Origin of the sequence: Pseudomonas sp. GM24, from assembly GCF_000282235.1 — a bacterium.
Taxonomy (GTDB): domain Bacteria; phylum Pseudomonadota; class Gammaproteobacteria; order Pseudomonadales; family Pseudomonadaceae; genus Aquipseudomonas.
Genome location: NZ_AKJR01000206.1, coordinates 23766 through 37415, shown reverse-complemented (window position 1 = coordinate 37415; position 13650 = coordinate 23766). Strand labels below are relative to the sequence as shown.

The 13650-nt window shown below is 50.7% G+C and carries 12 protein-coding genes; 6 read left to right on the top strand and 6 right to left on the bottom strand.

Translation table 11 applies throughout. The annotated features are described in order from the left end of the window. Positions 1 to 68: 68 nt before the first annotated feature. Entirely contained in the window at positions 69 to 854 is a 786-nt protein-coding gene (locus PMI23_RS22155) for a hypothetical protein (RefSeq protein WP_238539552.1), read from the top strand. Between the two features lie 27 nt (positions 855 to 881). Here PMI23_RS22155 and PMI23_RS29450 read toward each other — a convergent pair whose 3' ends face one another. The 4 genes from PMI23_RS29450 to PMI23_RS22135 form a co-directional block, all read right to left on the bottom strand. Next, positions 882 to 2234 carry a TniQ family protein gene (locus PMI23_RS29450; protein WP_274517700.1) on the bottom strand — a complete coding sequence of 451 codons (1353 nt, stop codon included), beginning with the start codon at positions 2232 to 2234 and terminating at the stop codon, positions 882 to 884. Between the two features lie 64 nt (positions 2235 to 2298). Next, on the bottom strand, positions 2299 to 3273 hold the full coding sequence (locus tag PMI23_RS22145; RefSeq protein WP_007916567.1) for an ATP-binding protein: 975 nt from the start codon (positions 3271 to 3273) through the stop codon (positions 2299 to 2301). A 12-nt stretch (positions 3274 to 3285) separates the two neighbouring features. After that, positions 3286 to 5088: a DDE-type integrase/transposase/recombinase gene (locus PMI23_RS22140; protein ID WP_157279750.1), complete on the bottom strand. Its 1803-nt coding sequence runs from the start codon at positions 5086 to 5088 to the stop codon at positions 3286 to 3288. Between the two features lie 104 nt (positions 5089 to 5192). Continuing rightward, the gene (locus tag PMI23_RS22135; RefSeq protein ID WP_007913138.1) at positions 5193 to 5807 is read right to left on the bottom strand and encodes a hypothetical protein; all 615 of its coding nucleotides are present in this window, start codon (positions 5805 to 5807) and stop codon (positions 5193 to 5195) included. Between the two features lie 503 nt (positions 5808 to 6310). On the opposite strand from PMI23_RS22135, the gene PMI23_RS22130 reads away from it, so the two are divergent. After that, a complete protein-coding gene (locus PMI23_RS22130) occupies positions 6311 to 7369 on the top strand; it encodes an ArsO family NAD(P)H-dependent flavin-containing monooxygenase (RefSeq protein ID WP_007913140.1) in 1059 nt (352 codons plus the stop codon). A 166-nt stretch (positions 7370 to 7535) separates the two neighbouring features. On the opposite strand, the gene PMI23_RS22125 is transcribed toward PMI23_RS22130, so the two are convergent. Both PMI23_RS22125 and PMI23_RS22120 read right to left on the bottom strand, forming a co-directional pair. Next, complete coding sequence (locus PMI23_RS22125) at positions 7536 to 8312, bottom strand: SDR family NAD(P)-dependent oxidoreductase (protein ID WP_007913146.1); 777 nt, start codon at positions 8310 to 8312, stop codon at positions 7536 to 7538. A 214-nt stretch (positions 8313 to 8526) separates the two neighbouring features. Continuing rightward, complete coding sequence (locus PMI23_RS22120; RefSeq protein ID WP_007913152.1) at positions 8527 to 9444, bottom strand: LysR family transcriptional regulator; 918 nt, start codon at positions 9442 to 9444, stop codon at positions 8527 to 8529. A gap of 238 nt (positions 9445 to 9682) precedes the next feature. Here PMI23_RS22120 and PMI23_RS22115 point away from each other — a divergent pair, with 238 nt between their 5' ends. The 4 genes from PMI23_RS22115 (at position 9683) to PMI23_RS22100 (ending at position 13598) form a co-directional block, all read left to right on the top strand. Beyond that, positions 9683 to 10522, top strand: coding sequence for a pirin family protein (locus tag PMI23_RS22115; RefSeq protein ID WP_007913154.1), 840 nt, complete (start codon positions 9683 to 9685; stop codon positions 10520 to 10522). Positions 10523 to 10594: 72 nt separating this feature from the next. Next, a complete protein-coding gene (locus tag PMI23_RS22110; RefSeq protein WP_007913156.1) occupies positions 10595 to 11674 on the top strand; it encodes an alkene reductase in 1080 nt (359 codons plus the stop codon). A gap of 244 nt (positions 11675 to 11918) precedes the next feature. Further along, entirely contained in the window at positions 11919 to 12707 is a 789-nt protein-coding gene (locus PMI23_RS22105; protein WP_007913158.1) for an SDR family oxidoreductase, read from the top strand. 198 nt (positions 12708 to 12905) lie between these two features. Then, entirely contained in the window at positions 12906 to 13598 is a 693-nt protein-coding gene (locus PMI23_RS22100) for a GntR family transcriptional regulator (protein ID WP_238539550.1), read from the top strand. The last annotated feature ends 52 nt before the right edge of the window (positions 13599 to 13650 follow it).

Genomic DNA, 13650 nt, shown 5'->3' with positions numbered 1-13650 from the left:
GTAAGTCACTCCTCCGCTCGGCGACTGAAATGAAAAGAGCAACAATCCTGCAGATTGAGCGATGCCGCTTGAAGATCATCGGTGAAGGGCGTGTACCTTCGCCCATAACAGTAGCACGGGAGCTAGGTGCGGAATTCTCGCGTGCGTCAATCGTTCTAGGGCTACGGCAGCTCGAATCCCGTGAAGTGCGCAGATTACATGTATACAACCCAACTCAAGATCTGCCTCCGGCTAGAACCATGGTCACAGACCAGGGCCTCAAAAGTCGTCTGTCTATGACGGAAAAGCTTGTGGCAGAGCTAAAAGCGCGTACTGCGCACCTCGAACGCCGTGAAAAAACCCTCAACCGGAATCACACCAAGGCTCAACGCAAGCTCGCCAAAAGTCGGTATAGAAATCGTGACTACAGGTTAGCCATGGACACACTGAGCGCTGAAATCGTAGCCTTGGAGTTGGCTTTGAAACGAGCTGGCGAGCGCTGGCGACCCGAGCATCTCTCAGTTCCAGACCTTGCCAGCGCGACACTCCTTCATGATAACAAAGCAAGACTGATAGCTCAGAGATACTCAATATTAAAGCAACCGGCGCAGAATAACGGTGATTCTCAGCGGCCAAGTCTTATGCACCTTCCTCAAGATGCACTTTGTTCTCGCTTGCTGACGGTGCTTTCTCTCAACGAAGAGCACAAACACAGGATGTATCGCGTAGTTCGGACCTATGCGGATGAAAATAAACACCTTGCGGGGGTTATTAAAGAACTAGAGCGCAAGATTTTGATCATGGAACAGAACCAGCGGCGCTGTAACGGAACGTTCAGCCATCTATGGCCTGAAGACCTGCTGAAAAAACTATGAGGACTTGATCTCAAGGTGCTGTCGTAATCAATCCTCCACGCAGTCACAGCCTAGCGACGGTAAATGGTCTCCCAGGCTCGACAGGAAATTCTTATGAGGGCCGGGGACAAAAGTCGTGATACTAGAGGCTCCTTCGTTATCGATATAGACTGCCCAGCAGTTCGAACTCGACAGCGGATTAGTCGGCCACTCAGTGGGCGCAGGAAAATCCGCCCGAGTCGTGAATGCCGCTAAAAACGCTTCGAGTGTTGTATTCAATGCATGTGCAAATATGTGTTGGATCAACCAAAGTCGCTGAGTGACGGGAAAGAGCGAAACAGAACGCTCATACAATATCGACTGCAGCCACTCACGAATCTTGCAGTGATTACCGCGCTCCGCTTGCAGTGTACCGATAGGTGTTCGCGCGTTGAGCCAAAAGGTTCGCCAAGCAATGAGGGCCAATATCTGTGGGCACACATGTGGAATCTCACCTCCTACGGGATCCCTCCATAGCGTTTTGCAAACCGCGCCGAGACACTTTTTTGCTTGAAGTAACCGCACCACGTATCTAGATAGCGACTTGAAAGTCGCAAAAAAATAATCAGTCAGTGCTACCTCGTCTCCCAAACTAGCATTTTTACTCACAATTTTGTATCGATTACTAGTTTGTCTGGGGTAGACGTCCAAACTCCAGCCTTGATGTTCTTCTGTCGCATTCCGGATAAGCCAGTAGAAAAAAGTTCGCTCCGTTGCTAGAGCGTTCTCCAAGCTTTTAGATAGGCATAAGACGTTGTCACAATAGATTGACGTTTGGCGCTGAAAAGAAAATACTATCGCATGATCCGCTTTCCGCTTAAGCATGTACGCAAATGCTTCCAACAACAGTTCACCGTCTTTGTTAACGCGAACAAAAACTTGCTTCGAGGGGGCGCGGGCGATGAACGTTTGATTGCAGCAGGGACATCCGAACGGAACCTTGAAGGTAGCGGCCTCCAAACGATTAGAGATACCCGCTCCGCAATTTGGACAGCGCTGGATGAGCGGTACTCGGTGCAGCGGGCAGTCATGAACAAATACGAGCTGAAAAAGGGCATAGTGACGATGTTGAGATAGGCAATGGCGGCAGTATTTGAGATTTTCTTCAATACAATCGATATCTGCCACAAATTCTGGTACGAGGAACAGACTATAAAGCTCTGCTTTCGTTAGGCGCAGATGCTTTTCCGTATTTATCAAGTCAATTGAATACAGGCATGACAGGTTTTTAGTGGCTTTGACTCGATTTGAATTAACTTTACTGGCAAATAACTTTACTAATTTAGTAGGGTTAATGGCATTTCTGAGAGCAAATCGAGACATTATCGAGTATGCCGACTCATTCGATATGTATCGCGGCATCATAGATGAATAGGAATATTCCTTACTCCAGTCGTCCTCCTCTAAAATGATCAATTAAGCGCCCTCAGGTTCTATAGCTCATGTCTTTGAGGTGTTCCATGAATACAGGATACCAAGACTCAACTATCAATCCTCGACAAATGTCCGGCGTTAAATTAAAGTTTGGTAGATCGAACTCTGGATGTTCTTCCAAAAATATTTCCACTGTTTTGGTAAAATATTTCATTGGGATCTCTGGCCCATCGTTTATGCCGAGCTCCTCGTCCTGCTTAAGGAATGCATCCCATAAGACTTGTGCGTTAGCCCCTAGCCTGAAGCCACTTGCGTAAGCCGTAGGCAAAAAAAACCTAGTAAATGTCCAGTTTGAACCTGCAGGAAATTCGAGGGTATCATATTGGCTAAGACAAGATGCAAAATCCTCATACGTCCTTATCCCGTAGAACTGCATATCGAATGTCATGAATCGGGAGACTATTTCCCCTTTTTTGTTCTTAATCAAAGTCTTTTTTTGAGTATATAAATCTAATTGGCCAACCAAAATAACCAACAATGAGACGCCACCAATTTCAGCCTGATCATAAATATCACGCAACCACTCGTAGTGCACCGCCCATAACTTCTGCGCCTCATCTATAAACAGGATAAATATTCGGCGAGGATTCTGTTTTCCCGCATCGATAATGTAGTTGGCCAAGCGAATGCGTTTATCCGCTACCGAACCGCCAGTATCTGCATGCTTGACAGCCTCTAGGAATAGCGTAAAAAACTTCCCTTCACTCGCCGCCAGATCTAGATGCACGCTGAAAAGCCTAACCGGCACTCCTGGGAACTCAATCTGAAGCATTTTAGTGCAATAATATATCGATCTCGTCTTTCCGTATCTGGTATTCCCATACACAAGCAGTCCAGTGTCTTTTCGGTTGATTACCTTCATCACCATCGCATAAATAAGGTCGATGGCCTGTGTGGGAAGCAGATACGTTCTGAGTGCGACCGGATGAGCTTCTTTGGATAAGGGGCGCAAGTTTTTGATTTCCATCGACTACCCCTCTCAAATTATAAATCCTTTTGTGAGCTTTCTGGGGATTCCCACCGGTACCGCAGGCTGCTTTTTACTAGAGGGCAAAGGGATATCGCTAACACTCCCTGCATTTTTTAATAGGGAAGTTGCGATTTTTCTGGTGATGGTATTGCCCGATGATTTATGTCGACGGTAAGCGTGGAGGATACTTTCTCCTCGTTGAAATTCAAATTGTCCAGCACGTAACGCTTTTTGCATTTCCGCTTGTAGTGTCAAACTATGAGGGTGATCACACCAAGGGGAAGGAGGCGTTAAAATACCAATCATAGTTCCATCTTCGTCAAAGAGCCAGATGGACGATATGTCCCGCCTCAGAAATCCGATAGAAACCTCAACGCCGGAAAAATCGCTTCTAAGCACGTTACTATTCCGGTATTTCAGATAGCAAAAATTAACATATGCTCCACCGTATTGGGCAGAGCTTTTAACTCGCACCCTTTGGTGCTCCATCAGGAACTCCCTCTCTCGCCGCACATCTTCGACAACCCTGTCGGGCGGGAGCGCATCATCAGCTATCCCCGCGTTAAACAACGCTAACGGCGCATGCCCTTGAATTCCAGAATGTGGTCTTCCGTTATAATCGGAAATGACAATATCAACAACCTCCCGTAGTTCCTCCAGTGTTATCAACAACTTGAGCCTGTTGGCATGGGTTGGAGCCAATCGCTCTCTGAGTTCATCCATTGTATTGCTACCGGTACTCCCGACAATTCGATGGGAAAAATTTTGAATCAAGTACTCGAAAAAACGCTCGATGATAGCCCTATCATTTGGCTCGTGCGGAGGACCGAAATCACACAAACAGCCGATACGAGTCGATAAAATTTCCTGAACATGCCGGGCCTTATGGGCCATTGCGTTATCGAGTTTCAGGCTCAGCCATGTTCGCCAGGCCGCATTATGATTTTCTGAAGGAAACCCTCCGTCTTTGTGATACTTCGCACCAGCAATTATTGGCATCGGACGTTGGTGAGGGGCTAGAGAGTTGAAAATTGCTTGTAATAAATCTATATGATCATAAGTATGACCTAAGGCAATCGAGTATCCCAAAACACAACGGGTAAAACTATCTATAACCACGATTATCCAGATCCGCGAGATTTCGTACAGCACGTCCTGTCCATACGCGTCCTTCTCAGACACTACTAGTCCTACGTCAAGATTGTGACCGTCGACCTGTACTTCATCCAGCGGCGACATAGGAGGAAACAAGTCTCGCTCCGCCCGAGATTTTGAGTTTTTTTCTTTCTCAGCCTGGAAGAACTTTTGACGATCAATTAAATAAGACCTCAACACCCCCACTCCGCCGACTTTCCTGTTCAAAGGGTATTGATCCTCTCGTATTCCTACTTCCTTGCATTGCTGCAAAAAGGCCTCATGGATCTCAGCAAAATACGGACCACCCTTTTTTCTCGGCTTGTATGCTTTAGCTTGATAATCCAACCACTCCTGTAACTCAGGGTGGCCTAGCCTCAACTGTGAGAACAAACCTGCACTGCCTACCCCATTCAGATTGCTGACGTTATCCGGTTTAGAACGATTGTAGTTTGAGAATCTGGCATACGGTATCGCGGCGCGGAACCCTACTATAGAGCCATCTTCTAATGTTTGCATGCCCAATTCAAGCATATGAAAAAGCGTTGATCGAGACACTCCCCATTTATCCTCTACCTCATCAACCGAAGCGTCTGTTTCTAGATAAAAACGAATCGCAGAAATTCGACGTTGCGTTTCTTCCCTACGATTACTTTTTACGACCGGCACATCCACCATGGGCCACTCATCAAGATTGATGTCGCTACTCCTGAAGCTAGACTTTGAAAACCTTTTTCTTTCAGAGTTACTAGCCATAGAGAGGCCTATCAATTTTAAGTGCACTAAATGGAAATCTGAGTATTCTGTGATATTTTTTTGCTGGCAATTTCTAACAAGCGCAACCGACCGCGTCGTACTAGCTCAAACGATAATGCAAGCGTTTCTGGATTCATTCGATCCTCTTCACACATCTCTTTAATGGAAACACTTTTGTGTATGGTTATATCTCGAAAAACCAGCCCCAATCTCTTTTCGGAAATTTTGTAATGCCATTTATTAATATACGACATCATTTTTAAAAGATTCCACATCTCCACATGCCCAGCAGACGTCCATTTTTCTTCTATCGTTTCAAGCGATATCCCAAGCAAACTGCAATACTCTTGCAATGAATGCATCGCGGCTTCGGTAGCGCTGTCCTGCGTTATAAGATGAGGTCTTCCCTGCTTAGAGTATGAAAATACGATGGGAATACGGAAAGGCGTGCTTTCAAAAATTTGTGCATTGATCTTAAGCTCTGTAACACTAGGATCAAATTCAAGTGTTAACCAGCGCCATAGTGTGATGCGGTTGTACAGACGGACTGGCTCACCCGATTTAAGGCTGTGGTAACGGTACTCATGCGCACCCGCTGGTCGCGGGCACTGTTGGCTTACCAATGAGTCCAGAACCGTCATTCTAAGCACCTCAATGTCGTCTGCCAGGTCGCTTTTAAAATGCGCAGTGCTAAATTTGTCGTATCAGCAATAAAGTTTTATATTTGTAGAATTGTGGCAGAATTTACATTAAGCATTGGAATATTATGACTTATAGCTTCGCTCCTTTATAACAGATATTAATTTCACACCAGTGCTCTGACAGACCTGCTTATTTCGTTTGGTTATTTTGAAGAGTTCTTTGTCGCGATTTTTCTATCAAAACAATGATTCTGATAGCCATGCGCGATCACGCCGAAATAGTTCGAAATTTTTAAAGTTTTAAGTTTGTGAGATTGCAAGCCCGCTAAACCATGAACACCGAATCTCATCGCAGCGATCGTATCGGCTGGCTGCGCGCTGCCGTTCTGGGAGTATCACTGTTCCGGGCTGTGGTTTAGAACGCCTCCGCTTGAGCAACATCAACAAACGTCCGCTTCAAATGGATTAACTTAACCTGAACCTCGCTGACCCAAGGATTCCTCATGCCTGCCGAAGTGGATGTCGCGATTATTGGCGGTGGCCAGTCCGCACTCGCCGTGGCTTACTTCCTGCGCCATACCGGGCGTTCCTTTGTGATTATTGATGCCGAAGCAGCACCGGGTGGCGCGTGGCGACATGGCTGGGATTCCCTGCGACTGTTTTCACCGTCGACCTGGAGCTCCATCGCCGGTTGGATGATGCCTCCGGTCACTGACGGTTACCCCAGTCGCGACAACGTAGTCGATTACCTGCGTCAGTATGAGCAACGCTACCAATTTCCTGTCGAACGGCCCTACTGGGTCAACGCTATTGAACGTCGGGGCAATCACCTTAACGTAAAAGCCCAAGGTCGCAGTTGGCTGGCCCGCACCGTGGTCAGCGCGACCGGCACCTGGCGCCATCCTTACCTGCCGCATTACCCCGGCAGCGAAACCTTTACCGGCCAGCAATTGCATTCGGCCCACTACGTTAACGCCAAACCGTTTGCCGGAAAAAAAGTCCTGGTGGTAGGTGGTGGCAATTCCGGTGCACAGATCCTCGCTGAAGTCTCGCAAGTGGCCGATGCCACCTGGGTCACTCCGCAGCCGCCAGAGTTTCTTGCCGATGACGTTGATGGACGCGTGCTCTTCGAACGCGCCACCGAGCGCTGGAAAGCGCAGCTGGCCGGCATGGTCATTGAAAACCCGGTTGGCGGCCTGGGCGATATCGTGATGGTGCCGCCAGTTGTCGAGGCTCGGGAGCGCGGCGTGTTGCACGCGGTTCGGCCGTTCCTGCGCTTCACCGAGACCGGCGTGACTTGGGCTGATGGCTCACAAACGCCGGTCGACGCGGTGATCTGGTGCACCGGCTTCCGCCCTGCCCTCGGCTATCTGGAATCACTGGGCGTGTGCTCCGCCGACGGGCGCGTGGCTGTCAAAGGTACGCATTCGATTCAGGAACCGCGTTTGTGGCTGGTGGGTTATGGCGACTGGACTGGCGCCGCTTCCGCGACACTGATCGGCGTGACCCGAACGGCGCGCAGTACCGTTGAGGAAATTGAGCGTTTTTTGCTGGACCAGTGAGTCGGCGCACCGCAGCTAAGGCAACGCTGATTGACATCAATATCAACGTCCTTTAGCAGCACTTCTGTGCGGGAGACGCAAAATGAGCGTCGACGCACGACCTGATCAGGCGATATCCCTAAAATCCCTCAAGCTCGTTGAGATCCCTCTCAGGAACTAAAAAGTCTTAATCAGCTTTGTTCTCAACCAGACAATTGCCTCCATCCACTACGAGCAGCTCACCGGTGATGTAACTCGCTTCGGGTGAAGCCAGGAATACAACGGCTGCAGCCACTTCGTCTGGTCGCCCCGCTCTCCCGAGAGGCGTAGAACGTGCGGCTTTGACTTCATCAGGCGTGCTCGACCCTGTAGCTATCCAACCAGGGGCAACTGAATTCACAGTGATACCTTGATGAGCAACCTCAAGAGCTAGACTCATGTTCATTCCTACCATTCCCGCCTTTGCAGCACTATAAGCAGCCTCCCCTGGATTACTGGCCCGTGTGCCGGTAGTTGAGCTGATGTTCACTATGCGGCCATAGCCTCTCGCTCGCATCCCAGGCAACACCCCTTGGGTTAACAGAAACGCAGTTGTCAGATTTCTAGCGATGGAAAGATTCCAACTTTCGAGGCTCGTACTCGTGAATTCGGAGAACTGTTCTGGACTCCCTTGCATCGCCATACCGGCATTATTTACAAGAATATCGATGCGGCCCCAGACGGCCTCAGCCCAAGCGACGAATTCACTCACCTGAGTTTCCTGAGTCAAGTCGACCGATCGACCCACTGCTTCGAAGCCGGCGGCACGTAACTCCGCAACCCGCTCATTGATGCGTGCGCTGCTTGCCGTGACGATCAACTTGGCCCCTTGAGCCCCAAGACGATGGGCAATGGCCATACCGATTCCAAGCTCACTGCCCGCTCCACTCACAAGTGCCACTTGATCTGCCCAGGTTGAATTCATCATCGTTGCCTCTGTTGAAGGTTTGCGAAGCACACGAGGCTTGCGACTGCCGCGCGACGAAATGTTTATGCATCAAGGCATGATTCGGGCTTTGAAGGTAACCATTCGAACGGGGAATGAATCCTCAAACAACGAAGTGCCAGGCTCCCACTATAGCGCTACCCTCTTCTATTCCGAGCGCGACCGAATCGTCGATATTTCGACAATGCATGGATCAGGAAAGAGTCGTTGCAGGGAATTCTTGCCCCTCTAATTTCTCCATAACCAAGCCAATGAATGCAGATACAGCCAGCGGTAGGTGTCGCCGACTAGGGTAAAGCAGATGCAGGCCGTATCCGGTTCTGTGGTACTGCGGAAGTACAGACACAAGGCGCCCCGTCTGAAGATCAAACTTAGTCATAGCGGGCGGCAGCAAGGCAATTCCTAGCCCGGCCAACGTCGCCTTGCGCAAAGCCTGGGCGGTGTTGCCATTGAAACGGCTAGTGACCCGCACCTCTTCCGCCGTATCGTTTGGCCCATGAAGAACCCAAGTGGTGAAACCGCTAGGATGGCCAAAGCTCACACAGTCGTGTTTGACCAAATCTGCAAGATTATTAGGTATGCCTCTTTTTTTAATGTAATCAGGGCTGGCTACCAGACCTTCGTTACCCGCTCCAAGGAGCTGGCGACCGACGTATCCTGAGTCCTGCAACGCCCCACCTCGAAACGCAATATCGATGCGATCAGCGATCAAATCGGCGCGTGCATCGCTTAGCACAAAGTCGACGTGTACCCGCGGATGTGCCTCGAGAAAATCGGCCACCCACTCCATAGGAAAGAAGTCGAAAAAATCAGCCATTGCCGCAATGCGCACGGTGCCACTCGGCTCTTGGTTTCCGGTCATCAGCTGCTCACCAGCGTCAATCAGACCTTCCACTGCTCCACAGCAGCGCTCGTGAAAAGCCTCGCCGGACTGAGTGAGTGTGAGCTTTCGCGTGGAGCGCTGCAGCAGCCTCGTACCGAGTTGAGCCTCGAGCTGTTGAACCCGCCGGCTTAAGGTGTTTGAGGGCATTCCAAGCTGCCGTGCTGCCTCAGCGAAACTACCGCTGCGCACCACTTTTACAAACAATGCGACGTCATTCAGATCAATCATCTTTACTGCCATCCACTCCAAAAATGGATTAGTCCAATCCAATTATGCCATCTAATAAAGCAATCAGCGGACGCATATCCTTCTGTCATTGCTGCAGTTGACCTTCAGTTGCCGGAATCTCCTACGGGCTCACCGCCCAGACTTTCGGCATCACTGAGTTCATCCACATCCAGTCCAGGCAGCCGGAACTCCGCTCGACGACATCGTCTGTCGGCAATGGAGAACAAAGAGAAAACATATGACCACCACCGTAGTAGTTCGACCACGCGCCATTGTCCATCGTACTGAAGGAACCACACACGGCCCCATAACGAGGCTTATGAGTCCAGGTGATCTAGGCGAGATGTTGAAGCCGTTTATTTTCCTGGACATTTTCAGCCTGAACGCCAGTGGTGGTAAGTCGAGTTTCGGCATGCATCCGCACTCAGGAATCGCAACGGTTACCTTCATGACAAAAGGGGATGTTTCTTATGAGGACACCACAGGGGCGACCGGTTTACTGCTTGCCGGTGGTGTTGAGTGGATGCAGGCCGGCAATGGGGTGTGGCACGACGCTACGCTAGCCAGCAAGTCCGCAATCCAGGGATTCCAGCTTTGGGTGGCATTGCCACCATCTCTTGAAAACGCACCCGCGATGAGTGTCTACCTTGCGCCGTCGCAAGTTCCTAAAGTGGGCCCCGCGCGTTTGCTATTGGGACGTTACGGGGCAGCCCAAAGCCTGATTGAAGTGCCGAGTGAAATGAACTATCTCGCCGTGAGTTTAAAAGACGGTGAGCACTGGCATTACACCCCTCCATCCGGTCACAACATTGCTTGGCTCGCTGTGAGTTCTGGGAGTCTGGACGCAGGTGGGTTGATCAATGCAGGCGAATTAGCCGTGTTCGAAGAGTCAGAGCACCGCATCAACTTCATCGCGAAAGGCGATTGCTCTTTCGTGATGGGCTCGGCGGTAAAGCATCCGTACGACCTGGTAACGGGTCACTACTCGGTTCACACGAGCAACGCAGCTCTGGCGCAGGGTGAAACGGAAATACAGAGGATTGGCACACGGCTGCGGCAACAAGGACGGCTCAACTAGCGCCGCTCAAGCCGGCGTGAAAAACATCTCGACGATAACTATCCAACACCCCAAATCATACTGAGGCACGTCATGACAGCGAGCAATCTCAACCTTCTTTTGTCCCCCGCTCAAATCGCCAACCTACCCTTGAAAAATCATATGGTGATGGCGCCTCTGACGCGAAGCCGGGCTGGCCAAGGCGATGTTCCAACTTCCACAGTAGTCGAGTATTACCGTCAACGTGCAAGCGCCGGCCTCATCATTACTGAGGGTTCCCAGGTCTCGGCTCAAGGCAAAGGCTACATGAGAACACCGGGCATCTTCACCAGCGAGCAAATCGCCGGCTGGAAACACGTGACCGACGCCGTGCATGCAGAGGGCGGACGGATATTTCTCCAGCTCTGGCACGTTGGGCGCCTGTCACACTCCCTAGTACAGCTCGATAATCAGCTGCCGGTAGCCCCCTCAGCGATCAAGGCTGATGGCGAGATCTACACGCCTGAAGGACTGAAGCCTTACGAGTCGCCACGGGCTCTGAGTCTGGATGAAATTCCTGGTGTGATTGCGGATTTTCGCCAAGGTGCTGAAAACGCGAAGCGTGCAGGTTTTGACGGTGTGGAAATACATGGCGCGAACGGCTACTTGATCGATCAGTTCCTGCGCGATGGCACCAACACCCGAACCGATTCATACGGCGGCTCTGCAGAAAATCGCGCTCGGTTTCTTAAGGAGGTTGTGGAGTCGGTCATCGAGGTATTCGGGGCTAGCCGCGTGGGTGTTCGCCTGTCGCCAATCTTTAATTACTTCTCCATGAGCGACAGCGATCCACGAGCGACATTCAACTATGCAGCGAAAATGCTCAGTCGCTACGGGCTAGCCTACATTCACGTAGTAGAAATCGGTGCGGGTGCATTCGACTTCAAAGAACTAAAGCGTCATTTCGCAGGCACCTACATTGCCAATGGCGGCTATGACGCGGAACGCGCAGAAACGTCGCTCAGAGAAGGAAATGCTGATCTGGTGTCCTTTGGCACAGCCTTTTTGGCCAACCCGGATCTGGTAGAGCGATTCGAACAGGGTGTCGCACTGAATGACGCTGACCCGACCACCTTCTATCAGGGTGAGGAGCGCGGTTACACGGATTACCCGACCATGGCCCAGATCCGATAATGATGAAGTGCTGCGGTAAGCGCAGTCGCCGCCGGCTGCCACTCGCAGATTAATCGGGCCGTAGGTAGCAATGCTGAGCCGGAGTAGGAGTCTGCACCCTCTCCGGTAATCACCTGCAAATCTGCGGCAAACCTGTCTTGACAAACAAACTGTGATCACATATCACTTAATGAGGTTTTCTTGTCTACGCACGCCGTAGCCACGAAAGAACTCATGAACAAAAACAAGACAGGACGCATTAGCTATGAACGTGATGAAGCGGCTGACACCCTATACCGGATTGAGAGTTTTGATTTCCGGTGGGGCAGCAGGCATTGGCGAATCGATCGCGGCTGCATATCTCGAAATTGGGGCAAGAGTCCATGTATGCGATGTAAGTGAGCAGGCGATCGCACAATTTCGTGAGCGCTATCCAGAGGCTTTGGCCACATTGGCTGACGTCTCCGACTCTGCTCAAATTAAGCGAGTCTTCGAGATACAACAGGAGTGGGTGGATGGGCTCGATGTACTGATCAACAATGCAGGCATCGCAGGGCCAACGGGCGGAATCGACAAGATTACCGATGCCGAATGGGGCCAGACTGTAGAAATCAACCTTAATGCGCAGTATCGCTTCGCTCATCATGCTGTCCCCCTCCTGACGAAGTCAGAACACGCACACATCATTCATATTTCATCGGTCGCGGGGCGCTTAGGCTATGCCTGGCGGACGCCATACGCCGCGACCAAGTGGGCCATCGTTGGTCTTATGAAGTCATTGGCAGCCGAGTTGGGCGAAAAAGACATTCGAGTCAACGCACTGCTGCCAGGCATCGTCGAGGGCCCGCGCCAGGATCGCGTCATCAGTGATCGCGCCAAACAGTTAGGCATTTCAGAGCCGGAGATGCGCCAACAAACATTGAAGAAAATATCATTGCGCCGGATGACTCCACCCGAAGACGTGGCAGCAATGGCCTTATTTCTATGCTCTCCTGCTGCTAACAATGTGACAGGACAAGCAATCAGCATCGACGGCAATGTCGAGTATCTTTGATTAGTCAGACCTACACGTCTCGCCACCGACCTTGGTAGCGAGACGCTTGTTATGCCTGTGCTAGAGAACTCGTTTCTCCCCAATTCCGTCACTTTTGATACCGGCACATCCGTGATTACAGATGTCTCATTTTGCTATGCCGCCTGATCGAACCTGCCTATAATTCTCGCCATGAACCTATCCACACTCGTAACGCCCATGATCCGCCAGACTCTCAGTGCGGACGTTTATGCCCAGCTGCGTGATCTGCTGATAAGCGGACGCGTTATGCCTGGGGAAAAGCTCTCGCTCAGGTCTATAGCGGACGCTCTAGGTGTTAGCGTCATGCCAGTGCGAGAAGCGGTTCACAGGTTGGTCGCTGAGCAAGCGCTGGAGATGGCGGCAAATCGATATATTCGTGTTCCTGTGCTGACGGTCAGCCAGTTCCGGGAAATCACCAGTATCCGGTTGAATCTTGAGGGGCAAGCTGCGGCTCGTGCTGCGGAGCTTGTTGATTCGCAGGCGCTGGCTGAGATTGAAAAGATACACGAGGCATTTTGCGCAGAGTTTGCAAAAGGCGCTCCCGATGAGTCACGGCTGATTACGCTGAACAAAGAATTGCATTTTGCAATTTATAATCAAGCGGACATGCCCATCCTGCTCCAGATAGTTGAGTCCCTGTGGCTGAGAATAGGGCCTATCATCAACTATGATCTACGATCTGGCACTGAGCGTGTGGTTCAGCGAGTGCAAGCCAGTCATCACGCAGCGATGGTTGATGCTTTAAAGAAGGGTGACTCCGTTGCAGCATGTGAAGCACTGCAAGATGACATCAAAAGTGCTGCCGAGTTTATCGTGAATACAGGGGCGCTGATCGTTGCCGATGCGCACAAGCCTGTCGACGCTGATTAATTCCACCAACATGTTTTAAAAAGAGGCGCCTGGTATCAGGGCGCCTCTTTTT

Coding starts and splice junctions, on each gene's coding strand:
- PMI23_RS29450 (WP_274517700.1), bottom strand. CDS start 2,234: ATGCCGCGATACATATCGAATGAGTCGGCATACTCGATAATGTCTCGA.
- PMI23_RS22145 (WP_007916567.1), bottom strand. CDS start 3,273: ATGGAAATCAAAAACTTGCGCCCCTTATCCAAAGAAGCTCATCCGGTC.
- PMI23_RS22140 (WP_157279750.1), bottom strand. CDS start 5,088: ATGGTGGATGTGCCGGTCGTAAAAAGTAATCGTAGGGAAGAAACGCAA.
- PMI23_RS22135 (WP_007913138.1), bottom strand. CDS start 5,807: ATGACGGTTCTGGACTCATTGGTAAGCCAACAGTGCCCGCGACCAGCG.
- PMI23_RS22130 (WP_007913140.1), top strand. CDS start 6,311: ATGCCTGCCGAAGTGGATGTCGCGATTATTGGCGGTGGCCAGTCCGCA.
- PMI23_RS22125 (WP_007913146.1), bottom strand. CDS start 8,312: ATGAATTCAACCTGGGCAGATCAAGTGGCACTTGTGAGTGGAGCGGGC.
- PMI23_RS22120 (WP_007913152.1), bottom strand. CDS start 9,444: ATGATTGATCTGAATGACGTCGCATTGTTTGTAAAAGTGGTGCGCAGC.
- PMI23_RS22115 (WP_007913154.1), top strand. CDS start 9,683: ATGACCACCACCGTAGTAGTTCGACCACGCGCCATTGTCCATCGTACT.
- PMI23_RS22110 (WP_007913156.1), top strand. CDS start 10,595: ATGACAGCGAGCAATCTCAACCTTCTTTTGTCCCCCGCTCAAATCGCC.
- PMI23_RS22105 (WP_007913158.1), top strand. CDS start 11,919: ATGAACGTGATGAAGCGGCTGACACCCTATACCGGATTGAGAGTTTTG.
- PMI23_RS22100 (WP_238539550.1), top strand. CDS start 12,906: ATGATCCGCCAGACTCTCAGTGCGGACGTTTATGCCCAGCTGCGTGAT.